Genomic DNA, 21,284 nt, shown 5'->3' on the forward strand with positions numbered 1-21,284 from the left:
GGGAAAGATTTAGAAAGTCCAGAACTGCCGGGCGTTCTCCTTGGTCGCCACTTTGACCGGGATCGCCACCGACTTGGCGATGATCTGGCCCCTCGCCGCCTTGATGGCGCTGTCCACCGCCTGCCAGCCCAGCAGCCGCGGCTGCTGGGCGACCGTGGCGGTCAGCGTGCCCGCCTGCACCGCCTTGATGCCGTCCGGCGTGCCGTCGAAGCCGACCACCTTGACCTGCTGCCCCGCCTTCGGCCCCAGGGCCTGGGCCGCGCCCAGCGCCATCTCGTCGTTCTCCGCGAACACCCCCGTGACGTCGGGATGACTCCGGATCAGGCTCGCCATGGCCTGCCGGCCCTTCCCCCTGTGGAAATCGGCCCGCTGCTTGGCGACGACTTTGATGTCCGGGTACGCGGCGATGCCCTCGGCGAAACCCCGGCTGCGGTCGAAGGAGGCGGAGGTGCCGGCCGTGCCCTCGAGCACGACCACCTCGCCCTTTCCGCCGAGCTGCTTGGCCAGCTCCTGGGCGCCCAGCTTGCCGCCGGTCACGTTGTCGGAGGTCAGGGTCTCGGCGACCTCGGCGCCGTTGACCGTGCGGTCGGCCGCGATCACGGGGATGCTGAGCTGGGTGGCGGCCTTGACCGCCGGGCCGACCGCCTTGGAGTCGACCGGGTTGATGATGATCGCCTTCATCTTCTGGCCGGTGAAGCCCTTGATCTGGTCAGCCTGCTGGGCGGTGTCGTTGTGCGCGTCGGTGACGGTCAGCTTGACCCCGAAGTTCTGGGCAGCCGCCTCCGCGCCGTCCCGGAACTGAACGAAATAGGGGTTGTTCAGCGTCGACACGGCCATACCGATATGGAGGTCTCCCGAAGGCTCACGGCCGGCGGACGAACCGCAGGCGGCGAGGCCGAACGCGGCACCGACTATGAGAGTCGCGAGAATTCGCATGATCTTTCTTCTTGTTGGTTCCTGCCCTGCGCCGCAGGGTGCCGACGAGGGCCGCGGTCGCGCCGGTGTCGTAGCCGGCCGCCTGATGCTCCGCCGAGGCCAGACGGGTGGCCGGTACGAGCCGGCCCGCCGCGAAACCGCTGACCAGAGTGTATGTGATGGGTCTCACGCCTGCCGAACGCACGCAGCACGAGGGCGTCGGCGTGGCGGGGGCGTCGTCGGGCCAGGGTCCCGTCGGGGTCCACCAGGACGAACGCGTTCACCGCGGGGTCGGCGGCGGCGATGGCGTCGAGGGCGGCGCGGGCCGCCTCCACCGGGGACACGCCGCCGTCACGGTAGCCGGCGAGGAGCTCGGCGGCGGTCAGCCGGGCCAGATCGTCCACGTGCGTCCCCTCAGCTTCGGTCTCCTCGGCTTCGGTCTCCTCGGCTTCGGTCTCCTCAGTGCGGCGCGGACGGTACGAAGCCGAGGCGCTTGTCGACGACGTTCATCAGGGGTTTGCCGTCGAGCCAGCGCAGGGCGTTCTCCGTGAACTGGCGTGCGAGCGCGCCGGGCCAGCCGGCCGCGTCCCCGGCCATGTGCGCGGACACCACCACGCCGGGCGTCCCCCACAGCGGGTGGTCGTGCGGGAGCGGCTCGGTGTCGAACACGTCCAGGGTCGCGCCCGCGATCCGCCCGGCCGACAGGGCCGCGACCAGGTCAGCCTCGACGACGCAGGGGCCGCGGCCGACGTTGACCAGGTGGGCGGACGGCTTCATCGCGGCCAGGACCTCGGCGTCGACCAGCCCGCGGGTCTCCTCGGTCAGGGGCGTGACCAGGACCACGTGATCGGCCCACCCGACGTGGGCCGCGAGGTCGCCGCTCGGGACGACGGCGCCGAAGTCGGGGTCGTCGGCTCGTGCCGTACGGCCGGCGCCCCGGACGCGCATGCCGACGGCGCGCAGCAGCCGGGCGGTCTCCCGCCCGATGGCGCCGGTGCCCACGATCAGCGCGGTGCTGTCCGCCACCGTCAGGGTCTCGCGATGCCGCCAGGTACGCGCGAGCTGCAGATCATGACTGCGATGGACGTCCTTGGCGAAGGCGAGCACCGAGCCGAGCACGAACTCGGCGATGGGCCGGTCGAAGACGCCCCTGGCATTGGTGACCACGACGTCGGAGCCGACGAGCGCGTCGAACAGCAGCCGGTCCACGCCGGCCGCCGCCACGTGGATCCAGCGCAGCGCGCACGCCCGGTCCCACACCTCGCGCACAGCGGTGGAGAAGCAGTCCCACAGGAGCAGCGCGTGCGCCCCCTCGATCGCCGCCGGCAGGCCCGCGTGATCGCAGTAGCGGACGGTCACCCGCTCCTCCACGGCCGCCATGTGCGGGGGACGGCTGTCCGCCCCGCCGCAGAGCACGGTGATGACGGGACGGTGGGCGGGTCCCGCCACAGGCGCCTCCCGGTCGTTCGCGGTCTTCCGGCGGCCCGGGCCGGACGGGACCGCCCGGCCACCTGAGCCGCCGACCAACGTAGGAACGCCGGACCGGGGATGTCAACAATCCTCGATCTCTCGGTTCAGGAGATCGGGACGTCGGGGACGGTGCCGAGGCCCTCCGCCTCCAGGGTGATCGACCGCGCCGAGTCGGCGGGGGCGGGGAAGTAGACGTAGCTCCTGTTGACCTCGCCCTTCTCCAGGGTCAGCACGGAGTTCTCGACGAACTCGGTGCTCATCTTCAGCGGCAGGTACCGCGCCTGCGTCGCCGGGTCGATCAGGCTGATCGTGCCGTAGTCCGAACCGGAGGAGAACGCGTGCGACCCGCCGCTGAACGGCCCCGGCACCGGGATGAACATCTCCGAGCTCTCCAGCACGACGTCGAAGGCCGCCACCAGGTAGGCGCCGTCGCGGTAGAACGGGTGAACGTCCACCCGCAGCCGGTCGCTGAAGTGCTTCACGCTCAGCGAGCCCACCACCGGACCCGCGTCGGCGCGGAACGGGGCGGGTCCGCGCACCGAGCCGCGCACCTTGTCCACCGGCGGTCCGGTCGTGGTGGTCGTGCCGGGCAGGTCCTGCTTGATCTGGTAGGAGATCTCGACGCGGCGGTTGCGGGCGCGGCCCTCGGGGTTGTCGCTGCCGTCCTGCTTGGTGTTGTCGGCGATCGGCTCGCTCTCGCCCTTGCCCGTGGCCTTGTAGACGTACGCGTCGCCGAGCTTGCCTGCGAGGTACCCGCGTACCGCCTCCGCCCGCTTCACCGAGAGGTTCTGGTTGTAGGCGGGCTCGCCCTTGCTGTCGGTGTGCCCCTCGATGAGGATCGGCGGCTTGGCCGGGTCGGCCCGCACGCGGGTCTCCTCGACCACCTCGTCCAGCACGGAGGCGGCCTTGTCCGACAGATCCGCCTTGTCGAAGCGGAACAGCACGTCCGTGCGCAGCCCGATCGTCTCCTGGGCGCCCTGCTGCTCCGTCGTCCTCTGCGGGGTCTCGATCAGCTCGTGCACGTCGGAGACCCCCGACCAGATCTTGCCCGACGGCGGCACCACGGGCCACTGGAACGTCGAGCCGGCAGCGGGTGTGTCCGTCTCGTCGCGCTGCCTGGCGACGGGCGGGGCGGCGCCGTCGGTGACCGGCACGCCGGTGAACGGGGCCATGGCCATGTCCGGCACGATCGAGACCTGCCGGACCCCGGCCGGCAGCGGCGGGAAGTACACCTCGACGGGGTAACGCACGCCGGCACGGAAGTCGTCGGGATAGTTCTCCGTGGTGGGCGTGCCGTGACGGGTGCCGAACGCCCTGCCCTCGGCGTCGTACTCCCGCAGCGTGAAGTAGACCTTCCTGCCGACCGGGTCGAACAGCCGGAACTTGCCGAAGCTCACGCTCTGCGTAGGTAACCCGTCGTAGCCGAAGTCGCCGCTGGAGCCGCCCTCGCCGGTGGCCGTGATCTCCATCTTGAGCACGGTGAGGTCGCTGCCGCGCTCGAGCGCCTTGACCTCCACCTTGAACGGGTTCGAGCCGTGCAGGCCCACCAGCCCTTCCCGGACGAGGGTTCCGGCAGGGGCCGCGCTCGCCGACGGCGACCTGGCCGCGGACGGCGACCCGGTCACGGAGGGCGAGGCAGGCGGGGGCGTCGTCGCAGGCGCAGTCCGATTCCCGGTGGTCGGCGAGTGAGCTCCGCACGCGCAGAGCACCGCGGCGGCGAGCAGGAGGACCGTCGTTCGGGTGGTACGCATCGACACAAATCTCCGCGAGGCGATCAAGATCGGTCAGGTGTAGGAATTAGACGCAGGGCCTCACGTTCTTGTTCGCCTCATTTGACCTGCGGACGTCGCGATTCCCGGCCGGACATGGCGAGAGCACGGTCGCCGGGTCCTCGCCTGGCGATCGTGCTCTCCGTCCGGGCCGGGGCCCGTGTCCCTCACTGGGGCATCAGGACCTTGTCGACCACGTAGACGACGGCGTTGCTCGTGTGGATGCCGCCACAGACGATCTTGGCGCCGTTGATCGTGAGGTTCTCACCGGAACCCTTCACGGTCAGCTCGCCGCCCTGCAGCGTCTTGAGCGTGGCGCCCGAAAGGTCGGCCGGCTCCTTCTTGCCCTCCACCACGTGGTAGTTGATGGCTTTGACCAGTTTCTCCTTGTCGGCCATGACCTTGTCCCGGGCCTCCTTCGGGATCGCGTCGAACGCCTTGTTGTCAGGCGCGAAGACCGTGATGTCTTTGGCGGAGTTCAGATTCTCCTCCAGCCCGGCCTTCTTCACCGCGGCCGAGAACGTGGAGAGCTCGGTGACCTGCGAGAGGGCGGTGGCGACCGGCTTGTCCGCGATGCCGGACAGTTCGCTCTCCATTGCGGAGCAGCCAGGCCCGGACGGGGTCGCGGTGGCGCCCGGCGACACCTCTCCGGGTGACGGTGAGACCTCGGGCATGGTGGAGGTCTCCTCCGGCGCCGGCGAGGTTTCCGGCATGGACGTCTCCGACGGTTCCGGCGTGGGCGTACGAACGTAAGCATGGGCGACGGTGCCGGCGGTGCTGGCGGTCAGCGCCAGCGCCGCCGCGAGAAGCACTCGTTTCACTGTGATCCCCCCGATTTCGATCGGTCCCGGGCTCGCGCCTGGGTCCTTCTCCAGTTTCGGGGGCCGTTGAGAACACACAAGTTACATTTCGCCTAAGACGGCACAAAAGTGATATGTCACAACTTTGCGCACCAAACGGTGTGGCCCGCGGCCCGTGCCCCGGGGACGGGCTCTGTTCGCGCTGCGACCGCCCAGAGCCCGTCGTCTCACTCGGCGTCCGGCGATCTAGCAGTTGGGTGCCACAGCGTCGATCTTGCCGCCGAAGTCGTCCTTGTACACCCTGCGGTAGTCGCCGTCACGGACGACGCGGGTCTCCTTTCTGTCGGGAACGCTGATCCAGTTGATGAAGCAGCCGTCGGCGTGGGCGATGAAGGACCCCACGTTGTCGTGGAGCGCCGGGGGCACGTCCACGTAGCCGTGGTCCGGGCTCCAGCACCACGACGCGCCGGAGTAGTCCCGCCCGCTCCACAGGCAGATGTCACCGGACGTCCTGGAGGCGGGGGCGGCCGCTGTGGCCGGGGTGGCGCAGGCCACCATGGCGAGCGCGATGGCGCCGGCGCCTGTTGCGATCCGCATGCCGCGTGTCGTCGACCTCATTGCCGTGTCTCCTCGTGTTCGTGCTGTTCGGGGGAGAGCCGCCTGAGCAGCTCGCATCACAGCATGTAACAGATCCGACACGCTCCGCTTCTCCACGTCGGATAGAAGATCCCGGACCTGCGGTCGGGGAGAACTGGCGGCCGGGTCATAGCGACACGCCCGCGAGCTCAGGCCGGCTTGTGGCGCTGATAGTGGCGGGCGACACGGGTGCGGTTGCCGCAGCGGGCGGCCGAGCACCAGCGGCGGCGCGGATGGGCCGGCAGGAACAGCAGCACGCAGTCGTGGGCCTCGCACTGGCGGACCCGGGTGACCGCCGGGTCGGCCAGCAGGCCGGCGGCGGCCTCGGCCAGCCATGCCGCCAGCCGGGCCCCGGGGGAGCCGGTGCGGCGGAGGGTCGCCGTGACCGCCTCGCCGTTCCAGGCGAGCTCGCTGATGGCGGGCGCCTCGCGCTGGGCCCGGTTCAGGTGCTCCAGGTCCTCGGCAGGGGGCGGAGTGGCGTTGCGGGCGTGCTCGACGGCGCCGGCGGTGTGCTCGCGTACGGCGTGGACGGCGGCCAGATCGGCGGCGGTGAGCTCGGCGGCGGCGAGCTCTCGAGCCTCGGGGAACCGGTCGGCCTGCAGGCCCAGCCAGGCACGCAGGTCGTCGGGCGTGGCCAGGAGGTCGCCGGTGGCCGGGCGGGTGTTGACCAGGTCCAGCGCCAGCGGCTCCCCGGTCAGGGGGACGAGATCGCTCATGCCTCTAATGGTATCAAGCCGGATTGACGCATTAGGGAGAAGTAGGCTATATCTAATGCATCATCCCGCTTGAAAGGCATTAGAGATGTCGATCGCCCGTACCGTCCACCGTCACCTCGACGTCGACGACGTCCGCGTCTTCTACCGGGAGTCGCTGCCCGACCGGGACGACGCGCCCGTGCTGCTGCTCCTGCACGGCTTCCCGTCCGCCTCGCACCAGTTCCGCCGCCTCATCGACGCCCTCGGAGCCCGCTACCGGCTGATCGCCCCCGACTACCCGGGTTTCGGTCACACCCAGGCTCCGGAGGGCTTCACCTACTCCTTCGACCGCCTCGCCGACGTGATGGAGGGCTTCGTCCAGCGGCTCGGCCTGACCCGGTTCGCCATGTACGTCTTCGACTTCGGCGCCCCCGTCGGCTTCCGCCTCGCCGAGCGGCACCCCGAACGGATCGCGGGACTGGTCGTCCAGAACGGCAACGCCTACGCCGAAGGACTGTCGCAGGCGGCCCGCGACTTCGTCGCGCTGCGCCCCGAGACGCCGGGCGCCGAGAAGACGGTCCGCGACCTGCTCACGCCGTCCGGCACCCGCTTCCAGTACGAGAGCGGCGTCGCCCACCCCGAACTGCTGGCCCCCGACGGGTGGACCCTCGACCAGCACTTCCTGGACCTGCCCGGGCGCAAGGAGGCCCAGGTGGCGCTCGCGTTCGACTACCACACCAACGTCGAGAGCTACGACCGCTGGCAGGCGTGGCTGCGCCGGCACACGCCGCCCACCCTCATCGTCTGGGGCACCGGCGATCCGTTCTTCCCCGAGCCCGGAGCCCGCGCTTACCTGCGCGACGTGCCCGACGCCGAACTCCACCTTTTCGAGACCGGCCATTTCGCCCTGGAGACGCATCTGGCCGACATCGCCCCGCTCGTCGCCGGTTTCCTCGACCGCGTGTGGTGCGAGAAGTCCTGAAACTCCCGCCGCCCGCGTCTCTTCACCGGAACTGACTGTCAGAAATGCCGCGTGTGCTGACCGCATAACAGAACGGCAGCTCATCATGATTGGTGGAGTAACGGGTTTATATTTCTGGTGCTCTCATTGCTGGAGGCGTGTCTGATATATACCTTTGTATGGCGGTAAGTGAATATTGACGGTGGCGACACGCCCGTCGTAGCCTGCGGGTGCATCGAAGCTGATCTTCCTGAGCGCTCTGCGGGGGGCCCGCTCACAGGTTTTTGAATGCGGGGGGCCAAGCATGTTCTTTTCGGCTGCCGTCAATTGCGCAAGAGTTGGTGAGAAGACCATATGAGGCGCCCCGCTGTGGCCATTACCGGCGGCGCCGGTTTTCTCGGCTCCCATCTTTGTGAGCGGTTTCTGGCTGAAGGTTACCGCATTTACTGTGTTGACAATTTTCTCACCGGAGCGGTCGCCAACGTCGAGCACCTCATGGCCGACGACCGCTTCCGGCTGATCCGCACCGACGTGTCCCAGCACCTGGTGCTCGCGGACCCGGTCGACGCCGTCCTCCACTTCGCCTCGCCGGCCTCGCCCACCGACTACCTCCGGCTGCCCATCGACACGCTCAGGGTCGGCTCCAGCGGCACCTTCAACGCGCTCGAGCTGGCCAAGGAGAAGGGCGCCCGGTTCGTCCTCGCCTCCACGTCGGAGACGTACGGCGACCCGCTGATCCACCCCCAGCCGGAGACCTACTGGGGCAACGTGAACCCGGTCGGCCCGCGCGGCGTCTACGACGAGGCCAAGCGCTTCGCCGAGGCCATGACCATGGCCTTCCGGCGGGCCTGCGGCGTCGACACCGCGATCCTGCGGATCTTCAACACGTTCGGCCCCAGGATGCGGCCGTTCGACGGCCGCGCGATCCCGACGTTCATCAGGCAGGCGCTGCTCGGCGAGCCGATCACCGTGTCGGGCGACGGCAGCCAGACCCGGTCGATCTGCTACGTGGACGACCTGGTCGAGGGCGTCTTCCGCGTCTTCAACTCGGACATGGACGGCCCCGTCAACCTGGGCAACCCGCATGAGATCTCCATGCTCTCCCTGGCCGAGTGGATCAAAGAGCTCACCGGCTCCGCATCGGAGATCACGTTCGTGCCGCGGCCACAGGACGACCCCAAGATCCGCCGTCCCGACATCACGCTCGCGACGACCCGTCTGGGCTGGTCGCCCAAGACGCCCATCGAGGACGGGCTGCGGCACACCATTGCCTGGTTCCAGGAGCATCCGCAGCTCTGGACCGTGGGCAACCTGGCACGCACGGCCTCCTGAGACGACGGGCGGCGGACGACGCACATGAGCACCACTGCGGGGGTCGGCTACACCGACCTGTTCAGACAGGATCGTTCCCAGCCGCATTGGGCCTACGACTACGCGCGGCGCCTGATGGAGCGGCACGGGCCGGAGCGGCGCGTGGTGATCCAGACCAGCATGTCGCCCAGCGGCTGGTTCCACGTCGGCAACTTCCGCGACACCGCCTGCGCGTACCTGGTCCACCGGGCGCTGCGGCGGCTGGGGCAGGACTCGCTGATCCTGCTCAGCTTCGACGACTACGACCCCATCCGCCCCAGTCAGGCCGCCCGCGACCCGGAGCTGGCCGGGTACGGGGCCCGCCCGCTGGGCGCCGCCACCGAGCGCAGCAGGCGGATCTGCCGCCGCTACATCGCCGAGTTGAAGCGCATGGGCATCTGCCCGGCGGAGGCCGACGCCGACGGCCGCACCCCGGCGGACTCCGACTGGCAGACCCACTACCAGCACGGACGCTACCTCGCCGGCACCTACGTGCCGCTCCAGCGGCGCTACCTCCGCGCCGCGGGCCGGCTCGGCAAGCTCCTCGGGCAGGCGCCCGAGCACCTGTTCAGCGTGTACTGCGAGCAGTGCGGCCGGGGCGGCACGCGTACGCTCAGGCTCGGCCGCGACCGGGTGCGCTACGCCTGCGACTCCTGCGGCGCTCTCGCCAGCACGCGGCGCACCGAGCTGGTCAAGCCGGCGTGGGCGCTCGACTGGACGCTGCGCGTCACCCACGAGCGCATCGACTGCGAGCCGGCGGGCCAGGACCACTGCAGCGCGGGCAGCACGATGGACCGCACCCGGGCGATCTACCGCGAGTACCTGCGCGCGCACCAGCCGGTGATCGTGCCCTACGGCCTGGTCCGCCAGTCGAGCGACAGCGGGAAGGTGTCGGGCTCGCGTGGGGGCGGCATGACGCTCGCCGACCTCATGCGGGTGATGCCGCCCCGGCTGATCCTGTTCCTGTACGGCAGGCCGAACTGCCTGTCCGACTTCCGCATCAGCCTGGACTTCGCCCCGTTCGTCGCCGCCTACGACGCCTACGACCGCTTCCTGGCCCGGGTGCGGGCGGGGGAGCGGCGGGCGACGGCGCTGCACGATCTCATCGCCGGCGAGGGCGAGGAGGCCGGCCCGCTGCCGGGGATGCGGCACGTGCTCGGGCTGCTCCAGTCCCACTGCTACGACGTGGAACGTGTCATCGCCCGGCTCGGGCCGGCCGCCGCCGAACGGGTGCGCCACGCCCACGCCTGGCTGGCCCACGACAGCCGCCGCCGGGGCCACCGCTGGATCGACCGGACGTCCGAGGCCGAGCCCGGGGACCTGCTCGTGGATGGGGACCTGCCGGAACGCTGGACCCGCGCGTCGTACCGGACGCTCTACCTGACCCTGTTCGGCACCGAGTCGGGGCCGCCGCTGCGACGGCTGGAGGAGAGCTTCGGCAGGGCCGGGCTCGTCGCCGCCGTGCGCGCCTACGCCGACCGCGCCGAGCGCCCGCTGCGTGAACGGGTGCTCGGCCGGCTCAGGCCGGGTGATGCCGATGCGGGTTGAGATCGTCGACCCCACGGTGCAGCCGGTGCCCGCCGACTGGGAGCTCTTCCGCAAGCAGCAGGGCCTGATCGCGGCCTGGCAGGCGGACGCGCTGACCACCGTCGCCTGGTGCTCCACCCGCCCCATCCGGCTGGGGATCGTGCGTGACGGGGGCCAGGTGGCCGCGCTGTTCACCGGCGAGGTGGCCGGGCTGCCGCCCAGCCGGGGCAGATACGCCGAGCCTGGGGGGCTGCCGCCGGCGGGGTGGTTCAACTGCCGCCTGCCCATCGGCTTCACCAGCGGGTTCGCCTTCGCCGCCGAGCTGTCCGAGCGGGACAGGGCCGCCGTGCTCGCCGCGTTCGAGAAGGCGCTGCGCCGCCTGCTGGGCCGGCGCTGCCTGGGCATCGTCTACCGGCAGGTCACCGCGGACCTGCTGCCGGTGGTGGCGCGGCGGTCCCGGCCCCGGCTCACGACCGCGCCCAACACGCTGCTGCGCAACCGCTGGAGCGACATGGACGCGTACTTCGCCGACCTGCCGCGCGACCGGCGCCGCCGGCTACGCAAGATCCAGGCCGAGGCCGGAGAGGGCACGCGGGTGCTGGCGGGCGCGGGCGAGATCGACCCGGCGCAGGCCGGCACGCTGGCCCGGGCCACCCTGCGCAAGCACGGCAGCTCCGACGCGCCCCTGCCCGCCCGCTACTTCCACGTGCTCGGCGGCGAGGAAGGGGTGCGGTACTTCGGCCATCTGGACGGAGACCGGCTGCTCTGCTTCGACCTGGCCTTCGACGACGGCCGGCGGCTGGTCACCACGGTGACCGGGTCGCTGGACGTGCGCGACGGAGGCCGCCGCAACCTCTACTTCGACCTGTACCTACGCGAGATCGACTACATGATCAGGCACGGCCGCGAGGGATGCGAGTTCGGCAAGGGGATGGCCGAGCTGAAGCAGCGGTTCGGGTGCGAGCTGATTCCCCAGACCGCGGTGCTGGCCGCGTGGTGACCGTCCGACATCTCGAGAGGCGAACGACCGTGGAGTTCTCACAGGCGCTCGACGCGCACCTGAAGGCCATAGAGGCCCGTGACCTGGAGGCCTACCTGGCCACCGTCCACCAGGACGCCTCCGTGATCCTGCCGAACGGGACGCTGCTGCGCGGCAAGGAGGCGATCGCCGAGTTCCACACCGCCTGGTTCGGCGATCCGGACTGGTCGCTGCGGGCCGAGACCGTACGGGCGGAGACCCTTGGAGAGGCCGCCTTCGCCCTGCTGTCGGTGGAGTACGACGACCTGGACCCGGAGGGCGAGCCGTACCAGAAGGTCTACTACCTCACCCTCTACTTCACCCGGGCGGACGGGCGGTGGCTTCTCGTCCACGACCAGAACACCTTCCGCTGAGATGGCCGGATCGGGGTTCTCCGAGCGAGCCTGGGAACAGGCGTACCGGGCCGCGGTGGCACGGGCGTTCGGCACCGTGCCGTACTACCGCGAGATGTGGGCCGAGGCGGGCGCACGGCGGGAGGACCCGGCGCCGACGCCGGTGACGCGGCTGCAGGAGGTGCTGGCCGGGCTGTACCCGCTGGGCGCGCCGTACGAGCGGCGGCGGGAGGAGCCCGGCTGGATCGGCGAGCCCGCCGAGCTGTTGGAGGCGCTGAGGCTGACCGGGGCGTACCGGGGTGAGCGGCCGCTGTTCGAGGTGCGCCGCGCACTGCTGGACTGGCGGCGGGTCGGCAGGGCGCGCTACCACGTCGTGCTGAGCGCGGACGCCGAGGTGGCCGACCCCGAGACCAGGGCGGCCGGGCTGCGCGCCCTGCGCGCCGCCCGCGAGCCCGCCCTGCTGGGCGACGCCGGCCAGCTCGCCGAGCTGCCCGATCATCCGGGCCGGGCACGCCTGCTCGTACGCCTGCCCCTGACGGACCTCGACACCGACGAGCACGCCCACGAGCACGCCACCCACGAGCGTGACGCCCACGGGCATGTGGTGCACGACGCGCGGCTGGGCTATCTCGGCGGCCGGGACCGGGACTGCGGCCAGGTCCACGTGAACTGGCGGCGCGTGCACGTCCGCCAGACCCCGGCGGGACCGCTGTTCACCCTGCTGCGACGGCGGCGGCCGACCCTGGTGGGCATCAGCGTGCCGGGCACCGCCCACCTCGCCGTGGGGCGCTGCGGCCGGCACGGCACCCCCGTGCTGACCACCCGCGAGGCGGTGGCCTCGTGAGAGGGGCCACGTTCGGCCTCGCGCCGGTCGCCTACCACCTGGCCGCCATCCGCCGCAGGGAGCGCCGCGGCCACGAGGAGCAGCTGCGGCTCCAGGCCGAGCGGCTGCGCGCCCTCGTCCGGCACGCCTACGCCGACGTCCCCCACTACCGGCGCACGTACGACCCCGCCCGGGTCGAAGCACTGCGCACCGCGCACGACCTGGCGGGCTTCCCGGTGCTGGACCGCATGGACCTGCACCACCACGGTGCCGCCCTGCTCGCGGACGGGTTCACCGAGGCCGGCACCCGCTCGGCCACGACCAGCGGCTCCTCCGGCATCCCGATCACCATCCGCAACTCCGAACGCGACCTCGGCTACCTGCGCGCCACCTACCTGCAGGACATGCTCTCCAGCGGGCTGCGCCCCACCGACCGGATCGCCTATTTCCGGGTCAACCCGTTCCTGCGCCACCCGCTCGAACGCCTGGGAGTGCTGCGCAACTTCCACATCCCGACCGACCGGCCGCTGGACGAGCAGGTGGCCGCGTTCCTGGCGGCCAGGCCCACGTTCCTCGTCGGGTTCCCCAACGTCATCGGCAGCGTGGTGGACGAGCTCAAACGGCGCGGCATCGCCTACGACAGCGTCAGGACCGTGCTGTTCGGCGGTGAGCGGCTGACCCCGGCCGCCCGCGCGCACATCCTCGACTACTTCGGCGCGGCCTACCAGGAGGTGTACGCCTGCGTCGAGACGTTCACCATCGCCCGCGCCTGCCCGCGGGGCAGCCTGCACCTGCGCACCTCCGACCTGGTCGTCGAGGTCGAGCACGACGACGGCACCGTCTCGGTCGAGGACGGAAAGGGAGAGATCCTCCTCACCAGGCTCCGCGGCCAGGCCATGCCGCTGATCCGCTACCGGCTCGGCGACCGGGTGCACATCACCTCGAGCGACTGCCCCTGCGGAGTGGCCCGCACGCCCATCGTGCGCGAGGTGCTGGGCCGCAGCCAGGACCGCATCGCCGCCGCCGACGGCCGGCGCTACTACGGAAGCTTCCTCACCTCCGTGATCCAGGACTTCCCCGAGGTGACCCGGATGCAGCTGATCCAGTACCGCCCGGGGGCGATCGAGGTGGTGGTCGTCCCCACGGCGGACGCCCGCCGCGACCTCACGACCGACATCGAGCAGGCGCTCCGCCGCAGGGCGCCCGGCCTGGAGGCCACCGTGCGGACGGCGACCCACATCGCCCCGGAAGCCAACGGAAAGATCAAGATCGTGAAAGTCCACGGAGACCCCGTGCTTTCCGGTGACTCGTCCACAACCTAGAAAGGTCACTGCCACATGTCGCTGAAAGCAACCATCGACCAGCGCATCGCCGAGCACCTCCAGAGCACGTACACCGATGACCACGCCGTCCGCAAGCTCTCGCAGCACTTCCGCCGCGAGGGCTACGTGAAGCTGCCCGGGCTGGTCCCGCAGTCGCTGTTCTCGGAGGTCACCGACGAGGTCCACCGACTGCTCGACCTGCACGAGAAGCGGATCGACATCCACCTGGCCGAGACCGGCAACTCGCCCCGCTACATGAGCACGATCAGCCAGCAGGCCATCGCCAAGGACAGCGAGCTGATCCCGGCCGTCTACGAGTCGCAGGCGCTCATGGACTTCCTGTCGCGGCTGGCGGCGCAGCCGGTCGTGCTGTGCCCGTGGGAGGAGGAGAAGTACATCGCCATCCGCCAGCACAAGCAGGGCGACACGCACGGCTGGCACTGGGGCGACTTCAGCTTCACGGTGATCTGGATCATCGAGGCCCCGGAGGCGAAGTACGGCGGCCAGCTCCAGACCGTCCCGCACACCGACTGGAACAAGCAGGACCCGCGCGTGGAGGAGTACCTGCAGGAACACCCGATCAGGACCTGGGGCCACGTCACCGGCGACCTGTACTTCCTGCGTTCGGACACCACCCTGCACCGCACGATCCCGCTGAACGCCGACCGGACGCGCATCATCCTGAACACCTGCTGGGCCAGTGAGTCGGACGCCAAGAAGGAGGCCACTCACGAGACCATGCACGCGATGTTCGACTGACAGATGTCCGACTTAATCCATCAGACAGGGGCGCATGCGGGCATGAAGGACGTCCGCATGCCGCCCCCCGGCATCACCGCGATCATCCCGTGCTACAACGAGATCGCCTGTGTCGAGCGCGCGTACCAGGAGATCCAGGCGGAGCTGAGCAAGTACGACGACGCCGAGCTGCTGTTCGTCGACGACGGCAGCACCGACGGCACCCTGGAGGCGATCAAGGGCTTCGCCGCCGTCGATCCCCGGGTGAAGTACATCTCCTTCGCCAGGAACTTCGGCCTGGAGGCGGCCTTCTCCGCCGGGTTCAAGTACGCCTCCAAGGCCTGGACGGTGCAGTTCGACGCCGACCTGCAGTCGCCGCCGCGCGAGATGCACCGGCTCGTGGCCAAGGCGATGGAGGGCTACGACGTGGTCTTCGCCGTGCGCGAGAACCGCCAGGACGCGTGGTACCGCAAGCTCGGCACCTGGGCGCACCAGACGATCGCCCAGCGCTGGCTCGGCATCGAGCTGCCGCAGGGCGCGTCGGTGTTCCGGATCGTGCGGACCAGCGTGGCGCGCAAGGTGGTGGACAGCAAGCTGTCCACGCCGTACTTCATCGCCACCGCCCCGCTGCTCGGCGCCCGCTACACCACGCTGCCCACGGCGCACCAGCCGAGGGTGGACGGGACCGGCAAGTGGAACCTGCGCAAGCTGTTCACGCACGCCGTCGAGCTGTTCGTCGGGTTCTCGTTCCGGCCGCTGACCTGGCTCGTCGGCCTGGCCGGCGTGGCGTGGGCCGGGGGGATCGCGATCGCGGCGCTGGCGCTGGCCGGCCGCGTCACCCCGCTCGCGGTCGACCTGGCGGCCCTGCTCACCGCCCTGGTGACGCTCGTCCTGCTCGCCGTGGTCGCGCGTTACCTCGTACGGGTGATGCGCGTGCAGGCGATCGGCATGCCGCGCTACCAGATCCGCGAGGCCAACATCCCGATCCGGGCGGACGAGGCCCTGTACGGCCACGAAACGCCCTATGTCGTCGCCGAAGTCTGGGAGAACGTCAGTTGAGAAACCTCATCGTGCTCGGCGGAGGCGAGGACCAGATCCCCGCCTACCGGGAGGGGCGCAGGCTCGGCTACCGGGTGATCGGCGTGGACCAGCGCCCCGACGCGCTCGGCGCCGTGGAGGCCGACCAGTTCCTCTGCATGACCAGCAGGGATCCCGAGGGCATCGCCCGCGTCCTCGGCCCGATCGACGTCGCGGCCGTCATCTCCCCGGCTAGCGACGCGGCCCAGGAGGCGGTGGCCGAGCTGCGCCGGATCTACCGCACGCCGCACCAGACCGCGCCCGACGCCCTGCGGTGCACGGTGGACAAGGGTTTCTTCCGGCAGGTCATCGACCGGCTGGGGCTGCCCGCGTACCGCTACGCGCAGGACGACGACATCGAGAAGCTGACCGCGGCGGCGGCGGACCTGGGCTACCCGCTGATCGTCAAGCCGGCCGACTCGTCGGGCAGCAAGGGCATCACCGTGCTGAACGGCCCAGGAGATCGGCAGGCCGACCTGGCGGGCGCGATCGAGCACGCCCGCAAGAACTCCTTCTCCCGCCAGGTGATCCTGGAGCAGCTGATCGAGGGCAGCCACGGCGCGGTGGAGTCGTTCTTCGCCGACGGGCGGCTGGCGTTCATGGCCGTCACCGACCGGGTCATCACCGGGCCGCCGGCGATGATCAGCCTGGCGCACGTGGTGCCCGCCGCCCTCGACCCGTCCGTGTACGCGCGGCTGAGCGAGGCGATCACCGCCATCTGCGCCGAGGTCGGGCACCGGCATGGCCCGGTGAACTTCGACTTCGTGCTCACCCCCGGCGGCGACCTGTGCTTCATCGAGATGGGCGCCAGGCTGGGCGGCAACGGCATGCCGCTGATGGTCCGGCACGCCTTCGGCCTGAACACGGTCGAGGCGGCCATCCGGCTGGCCCTGGGCGAGCCGCTGACCATCGACGTCACCCACCGGCGCACCGCCGCGCTGCGCATCCTGGCCGCCGAGGTCGACGGCGTGCTCACCGCCGTCGAGGGGCTCGCCGAGCTGAGGCGGATGCCCGAGGTGGTGGACGTGCAGGTGTTCAAGTCCCCCGGCGACCACGTACGCGCCTACACGCAGGCCGGGCACAAGCTCGGCTACCTGGTCCTGGTCGCCGACACGCGGGAGCTGCTGGAGGACGCGCTGAACCGGGCCCTGCGGACGCTCCAATTCAAGATCGAGCCCGATGTGAAAGGTTCCCCATGATCCCCCGTAAGCCGCTGGGCTTCCTGATATTCCTGGCGCTCGCCGTCGCCGCCGCGGCGTTCGTCTGGTTCGGCCTGCCCCATGACCGGGAGGTGAAGTCGCTCGGCGTCTTCCTGGTGAAGCTGCTCCCGTTCGTCTTCGCCACCGAGGCCCTGGCCAGGCTGGACGTCGAGTGGGCCAAGCGGATCAGGCTCGCGCTGTGGACGGTGCCACCCGCGTTCCTGGTGTACTTCCTCTACTTCGTGCCGAAGATCTTCTTCTTCGGCGGAGTGGAGGAGCGCAGCCGTGAGGCGTTCTACGGCCTGTACTACCACGTCCTCACGGTGACGCCCTTCCTCATCCTGGCCATGGTGCTGGCCTTCCGGCTGGGCGGCGGCTCGGCGTCGCTGGTGCGCAGGCTCTCCTACGGCATGCTGCTGCTGATGCTGTCCGGCCTGGAGGACTTCGCCTTCCTCACGGTCAACGACCACACCGACCCGGCCTACGCCACCATCCCCGACGTGTGGGACTGGGCCTCGCACATGACCGTGTTCCTCGGCCACGAGCCCACCAAGTACGAGGCGTACGCGTTCATCATCGTCCACGTGGTGCTGGCGCTGGCGGTGTTCTTCAGTCCGCAGCGCTGGTGGGACGGGCTCAGGCTGCGGTTCGTCCGTACCCGGACCGAGAGCGCGTAGCGATGCTCGTGCGCGAGGCGGCGTACGTGCCGCTCACCATCGCGCGGCAGTACGGCAGCGCGGCGGCCCTGCGCCGCCGCCAGCTCCGCGGGCTCAACCGGGTGCTGGAGCTCGCCCGCACCCGGGTGCCGTACTACCGCGACGACCCGCGCTACGCCGGGGGGCCGCTGCGCTCCCTCTCCGAGCTGGCCGAGCTGCCGGTGCTGGACAAGCAGGTGCTGCGTGAGCAGCCACTGGAGCACATGCTCGCCGACGGCGTGGACCCGGAGCGGTGCCTGTCGTTCCAGACCAGCGGCAGCACCGGGCGGCGGGTCAGGATCCTGCACGACCAGGACGGCCACGACTACCACATGGCCGCGTGCGTGCGCAGGTTCCTGGCCACCGGCCGCTACCTGCCCACCGACCGGCTCAGCCACATCCGGCCGTTCGCGCCGCCCGCCCGCAGGTTCGAGCGGTTCGGCCTGTTCAGGCGGCACGTCATCCTCTCGCACCGGCCCATGGCGGAGATCAAGGCGGAGCTGCTGGCCAACCGCCCCAAGGTGCTGATCGGCTACCCCGTCCACCTGCGGGCCCTGCTGCGGTCGCTGACCCCGGACGAGCTGGCGCGGCTGCGGCGGACGCTGCGGATCGTGATGACCGAGTCGGAGCTGCTGCTGCCCGAGCACCGCGCCATGTTCGCCACGCAGTTCGCGGCGCCGGTCTTCGACGAGTACTCGGCCTTCGAGGTGCTCAACGTGGCCTACGACTGCCGCCACGGCCGCGCCCACCTGGGCGAGGACCGCGTGTACGTCGAGATCGTGGACGACCGCGGCAAGCCGGTCCCGGACGGCGAGCCCGGCCGGGTGGTGGTCACCTCGTTCCTCGAACAGGCGATGCCGCTGCTGCGCTACAGCCTGGGCGACATCGGCGTCATCGAGCCGGGCCGCTGCCCCTGCGGCCGCCGCTTCCGCACCCTGCGCCTGACCACGGGACGCAGCAACGACTACGTCACGCTGCCGTCGGGGGAGCGGCTCTACCCGGACGCGTTCCTGCACCTGGCGGCCACCCACCCCGGCATCAGCGAGTGCTTCGTCCACCAGGAGGCCGACGGGCTGGTACGCCTCCACGTCGTGCCGAGCGGAGAGGAGGAGGCCGAGCGGGTGTTCGCGACCGCGCGGGAGAAGCTGTTCGGGCTGGCCGGAGGGGAGTTCCCGCTGGAGGTGGTGCAGGCGGAGTCCGTGCTCATCACGCCGGGCGGCAAGGGCAGGTTCGTCACCTCCGACTACTCCGCATGAAACTCCCCGCACCGGCCACCACCAGGCGGCTGGCGGCGCTGGTCGGCGGGCGGGCGGTGTACCGCGGGACGCTGCTGGTGGCCAACGTGGCGCTGCTGGCGGCCTGGGGCTCGCCGGTCTACGCGGGATACGCGCAGGCCATGGGTGGCGCGGCCGTCCTGGCCCTGATCGCCTCGACCGGCATCGAGAAGTGCGCGCTCAAGCTGATCCCCCGGCTGCGCTACACCGTCCCCGCGCTGGTCGGCGTCTTCGTGGCGCTCGCCGGGCTGCTGCTCGTGGCGGCGCTCGCCGTCCTCGGCGGCCTGCTGGCGCTCGGGCACAACGGGCCGTGGCCGCTGGCCGCGCTCGCCGGACTGAGCCAGATCGGCGTGGGGCTCAACCAGGTGCTCGTCGGCCTGACCAGGGCCATCGGCAAGCCCGCGCGCGACGTGGCCAACCAACTTGTGCAATCGGCGGCGCTGGCCTCCTGCACCGGGGCGGCACTGGTGCTGAAGATCACGCCGGTGACGTTCCTGGCGCTGTACGTCGGCGCGGTGGCCGTGCTCAACCTCGCCCTGCTGGCCGGGCTGCGGCCCGACTTCCGCGGACTGCGCCGCCGCACGCTCAAGAGGGCCGCCGTCGGGACGTCGCTGCGGATGGCCGTGCCCGACCTGGCCGGCGGGATGACGATGAGCCTGATGTTCCTGGCCCTGTCCGTGGCCGGCGCGCAGGCCGAGAGCACCGGGCTCTACATGGCGTCCACCGCCTCCTCGACCCTGCTCAACGCCTTCTCCTACCTGCTGCGCATCCTGCAGCCCGACGTGTCCAGGGCGCTGCACCAGCGGGACCTGACCGCCGCCTACCAGCGGCTGTCGCGCTGGCTGCGCCTGCTGATGCTGACCGGCACGCCGTACGTGCTGGCCCTGCTGGTGCTGGCGCTGACCGTGCTGCGGCCGCACGGGGACGCCGGGGTCGTGATCCTCTACATCGCCTGCGTCCCCGTCATCTTCGCCGTCGGCAGCGCCAACTACGTGATGGAGAACGCCACCCGCGAGGCGCTGCACGCGACCGCAGTCGGGGCGGCCCTGTCGCTGGCGGTGATCGGGGCGCTGGCGTTCGTCGTCGTGCCGTGGGCGGGGGCGCTCGGCGCGGTGATTCTGATCGCGTTCGGTGAGCTCATCCATGCGGGGGCGATCCTCCGCTGGCTCGGACCGCAGTCTCGTCAACTGACCGGGGTGGAACATGCGCGTTGACAGACCGATGGAGGAGACCGAGCAGCGGCTGCTGCCGGCGCCGGCCCGCGGCCTGGTCCTGGCTCTCGTGCTGACCGCGGTCGCCGTGCTCGGCAAGCTCGGCACCGCCTCCGTGGTGGCGCTGGCCGGAGGCATGCCCAGGCGGCTCGCGCTCGGACTCGGCGTGCTCATGAACGCCCGCGGCGTCACCGAGATCGTCGTGCTCAGCACCGGACTTAGCGTCGGCGTCTTCGCCATGCTCGTGCTGATGGCCCTGGTCACGACCGTGATGGCGGTGCCCGCGCTCCGCCTGCTCAAGCTCTTCAACCCCGCCGGGCCCCCATCCGGGCCGGAGCAGCACCACGCCGCCACCAGCGGAGTCACCATCAGCGGAAAGGAACGACTGTCATGACCGCCACCACACTCGTCACCGGGGGCGCCGGGTTCATCGGCTCCCACGTCGCCGCCGACCTGCTCCGCGCGGGCCACCGCGTCGTGGTGCTCGACGACCTGTCGGGCGGGGACGCGGCCAACGTGCCCGAGGGCGCCCACTTCCAGGAGGGCAGCGTGTGCGACCCGGAGACCGTGGACGGGCTGTTCGCGACGTGGAAGTTCGACTACGTCTTCCACCTGGCCGCGTACGCCGCCGAAGGGCTCAGCCACTTCATCAAGCGCTACAACTACACCAACAACGTGATCGGCAGCGTGAACCTGATCAACGCGTCCGTCAACGCCGGGACCGTGCGCTGCTTCGTCTTCACCTCCTCCATCGCCGTCTACGGCCACGCCAGTCCCCCCATGACCGAGGACCTGACGCCCGCCCCGGTGGACCCGTACGGCATCGCCAAGTACGCGGTCGAACAGGAGCTGAAGGTCAGCCACGAGATGTTCGGCCTGCCGTACATCATCTTCCGGCCGCACAACGTCTACGGCGAGCGGCAGAACATCGGCGACCGCTACCGCAACGTCATCGGCATCTTCATGAACCAGATCCTGCGCGGCGAGGAGTGCACCGTCTTCGGCGACGGCGAGCAGACCCGCGCCTTCAGCCACATCGACGACGTAGCGCTGCCGATCGCCCGCTCGATCGGCAACCCGCGCGCCTACGGCGAGGTCTTCAACATCGGCGGCGACACCCCCTACACCGTCAACGAGCTGGCCCGGGCCGTCGCGGAGGCGATGGACGCCCCGCTGCGGGTGCGGCACCTGGAGGCCAGGCACGAGGTGGTCCACGCCTTCTCCGCGCACGACAAGGCCAGGCAGATCCTGGGCGTGGGCGCGGACTCGGTGCCGCTGGACGAGGGGCTCGCGCAGATGGCCGCCTGGGCGAAGAAGCACGGGCCGCAGGAGCCGTCGGTGTTCTCCGCGATCGAGGTCGGCCGCAACATGCCGCCCTCCTGGCAGGCCCTGATCAGATAGCCTCCCGCGTAGTCCAGTGATCAAGGGAACCATTCCGCATGTGAAAGGGC

Annotated in this window: 22 protein-coding genes; 15 read left to right on the forward strand and 7 right to left on the reverse strand. The window is 70.6% G+C overall.

Annotation, left to right across the window (positions count from 1 at the left end; genetic code table 11):
• Window positions 1-9: 9 nt before the first annotated feature.
• From ABD830_RS28895 to ABD830_RS28925, 7 genes are all read right to left on the reverse strand, one after another.
• Entirely contained in the window at window positions 10-936 is a 927-nt protein-coding gene (locus ABD830_RS28895) for a substrate-binding domain-containing protein (protein ID WP_344994019.1), read from the reverse strand.
• Window positions 912-1,319, reverse strand: coding sequence for a hypothetical protein (locus tag ABD830_RS28900; RefSeq protein WP_344994022.1), 408 nt, complete (start codon window positions 1,317-1,319; stop codon window positions 912-914). Before ABD830_RS28900 ends, ABD830_RS28895 begins: the two co-directional genes overlap by 25 nt.
• Before the next feature lie 55 nt (window positions 1,320-1,374).
• Window positions 1,375-2,295 carry a D-2-hydroxyacid dehydrogenase gene (locus ABD830_RS28905; RefSeq protein ID WP_378521140.1) on the reverse strand — a complete coding sequence of 307 codons (921 nt, stop codon included), beginning with the start codon at window positions 2,293-2,295 and terminating at the stop codon, window positions 1,375-1,377.
• A gap of 194 nt (window positions 2,296-2,489) precedes the next feature.
• Window positions 2,490-4,136, reverse strand: coding sequence for an OmpA family protein (locus ABD830_RS28910; RefSeq protein WP_344994027.1), 1,647 nt, complete (start codon window positions 4,134-4,136; stop codon window positions 2,490-2,492).
• 185 nt (window positions 4,137-4,321) lie between these two features.
• A complete protein-coding gene (locus ABD830_RS28915; RefSeq protein WP_344994030.1) occupies window positions 4,322-4,975 on the reverse strand; it encodes a fasciclin domain-containing protein in 654 nt (217 codons plus the stop codon).
• A gap of 225 nt (window positions 4,976-5,200) precedes the next feature.
• Window positions 5,201-5,551, reverse strand: coding sequence for a peptidase inhibitor family I36 protein (locus tag ABD830_RS28920; RefSeq protein ID WP_344994033.1), 351 nt, complete (start codon window positions 5,549-5,551; stop codon window positions 5,201-5,203).
• A 188-nt stretch (window positions 5,552-5,739) separates the two neighbouring features.
• The gene (locus tag ABD830_RS28925; protein ID WP_344994036.1) at window positions 5,740-6,306 is read right to left on the reverse strand and encodes a CGNR zinc finger domain-containing protein; all 567 of its coding nucleotides are present in this window, start codon (window positions 6,304-6,306) and stop codon (window positions 5,740-5,742) included.
• Window positions 6,307-6,391: 85 nt separating this feature from the next.
• Here ABD830_RS28925 and ABD830_RS28930 point away from each other — a divergent pair, with 85 nt between their 5' ends.
• From ABD830_RS28930 to ABD830_RS29000, 15 genes are all read left to right on the forward strand, one after another.
• Window positions 6,392-7,267 carry an alpha/beta fold hydrolase gene (locus tag ABD830_RS28930; RefSeq protein ID WP_344994039.1) on the forward strand — a complete coding sequence of 292 codons (876 nt, stop codon included), beginning with the start codon at window positions 6,392-6,394 and terminating at the stop codon, window positions 7,265-7,267.
• A gap of 333 nt (window positions 7,268-7,600) precedes the next feature.
• Complete coding sequence (locus ABD830_RS28935; protein WP_344994042.1) at window positions 7,601-8,578, forward strand: UDP-glucuronic acid decarboxylase family protein; 978 nt, start codon at window positions 7,601-7,603, stop codon at window positions 8,576-8,578.
• 24 nt (window positions 8,579-8,602) lie between these two features.
• Window positions 8,603-10,144, forward strand: coding sequence for a nucleotidyl transferase family protein (locus ABD830_RS28940; RefSeq protein ID WP_344994045.1), 1,542 nt, complete (start codon window positions 8,603-8,605; stop codon window positions 10,142-10,144).
• Entirely contained in the window at window positions 10,134-11,123 is a 990-nt protein-coding gene (locus ABD830_RS28945; RefSeq protein WP_344994048.1) for a hypothetical protein, read from the forward strand. Before ABD830_RS28940 ends, ABD830_RS28945 begins: the two co-directional genes overlap by 11 nt.
• A 29-nt stretch (window positions 11,124-11,152) precedes the next feature.
• Window positions 11,153-11,515: a YybH family protein gene (locus ABD830_RS28950; protein WP_344994051.1), complete on the forward strand. Its 363-nt coding sequence runs from the start codon at window positions 11,153-11,155 to the stop codon at window positions 11,513-11,515.
• A 1-nt stretch (window position 11,516) separates the two neighbouring features.
• A complete protein-coding gene (locus tag ABD830_RS28955) occupies window positions 11,517-12,338 on the forward strand; it encodes a hypothetical protein (protein ID WP_344994054.1) in 822 nt (273 codons plus the stop codon).
• Complete coding sequence (locus ABD830_RS28960; protein ID WP_344994057.1) at window positions 12,335-13,639, forward strand: phenylacetate--CoA ligase family protein; 1,305 nt, start codon at window positions 12,335-12,337, stop codon at window positions 13,637-13,639. Before ABD830_RS28955 ends, ABD830_RS28960 begins: the two co-directional genes overlap by 4 nt.
• Window positions 13,640-13,654: 15 nt before the next feature.
• Window positions 13,655-14,398, forward strand: coding sequence for a HalD/BesD family halogenase (locus ABD830_RS28965; RefSeq protein WP_344994060.1), 744 nt, complete (start codon window positions 13,655-13,657; stop codon window positions 14,396-14,398).
• A gap of 42 nt (window positions 14,399-14,440) precedes the next feature.
• Window positions 14,441-15,436 carry a glycosyltransferase family 2 protein gene (locus ABD830_RS28970; protein WP_344994063.1) on the forward strand — a complete coding sequence of 332 codons (996 nt, stop codon included), beginning with the start codon at window positions 14,441-14,443 and terminating at the stop codon, window positions 15,434-15,436.
• Window positions 15,433-16,653, forward strand: a complete 1,221-nt coding sequence (locus ABD830_RS28975; protein WP_344994066.1) for an ATP-grasp domain-containing protein — start codon at window positions 15,433-15,435, stop codon at window positions 16,651-16,653. The genes ABD830_RS28970 and ABD830_RS28975 overlap by 4 nt, the downstream gene beginning before the upstream one ends.
• Entirely contained in the window at window positions 16,650-17,330 is a 681-nt protein-coding gene (locus ABD830_RS28980) for a hypothetical protein (protein WP_344994069.1), read from the forward strand. Before ABD830_RS28975 ends, ABD830_RS28980 begins: the two co-directional genes overlap by 4 nt.
• A 2-nt stretch (window positions 17,331-17,332) precedes the next feature.
• A complete protein-coding gene (locus tag ABD830_RS28985) occupies window positions 17,333-18,604 on the forward strand; it encodes a phenylacetate--CoA ligase family protein (RefSeq protein ID WP_344994071.1) in 1,272 nt (423 codons plus the stop codon).
• Window positions 18,601-19,836, forward strand: a complete 1,236-nt coding sequence (locus ABD830_RS28990) for a hypothetical protein (protein ID WP_344994074.1) — start codon at window positions 18,601-18,603, stop codon at window positions 19,834-19,836. Before ABD830_RS28985 ends, ABD830_RS28990 begins: the two co-directional genes overlap by 4 nt.
• Entirely contained in the window at window positions 19,826-20,227 is a 402-nt protein-coding gene (locus ABD830_RS28995) for a cation:proton antiporter (protein WP_344994077.1), read from the forward strand. Before ABD830_RS28990 ends, ABD830_RS28995 begins: the two co-directional genes overlap by 11 nt.
• The gene (locus ABD830_RS29000) at window positions 20,224-21,234 is read left to right on the forward strand and encodes an NAD-dependent epimerase/dehydratase family protein (RefSeq protein WP_344994079.1); all 1,011 of its coding nucleotides are present in this window, start codon (window positions 20,224-20,226) and stop codon (window positions 21,232-21,234) included. The genes ABD830_RS28995 and ABD830_RS29000 overlap by 4 nt, the downstream gene beginning before the upstream one ends.
• Window positions 21,235-21,284 lie beyond the last annotated feature (50 nt).

It is taken from the genome of Nonomuraea helvata, assembly GCF_039535785.1.
GTDB classification, from domain to species: Bacteria; Actinomycetota; Actinomycetes; order Streptosporangiales; family Streptosporangiaceae; genus Nonomuraea; species Nonomuraea helvata.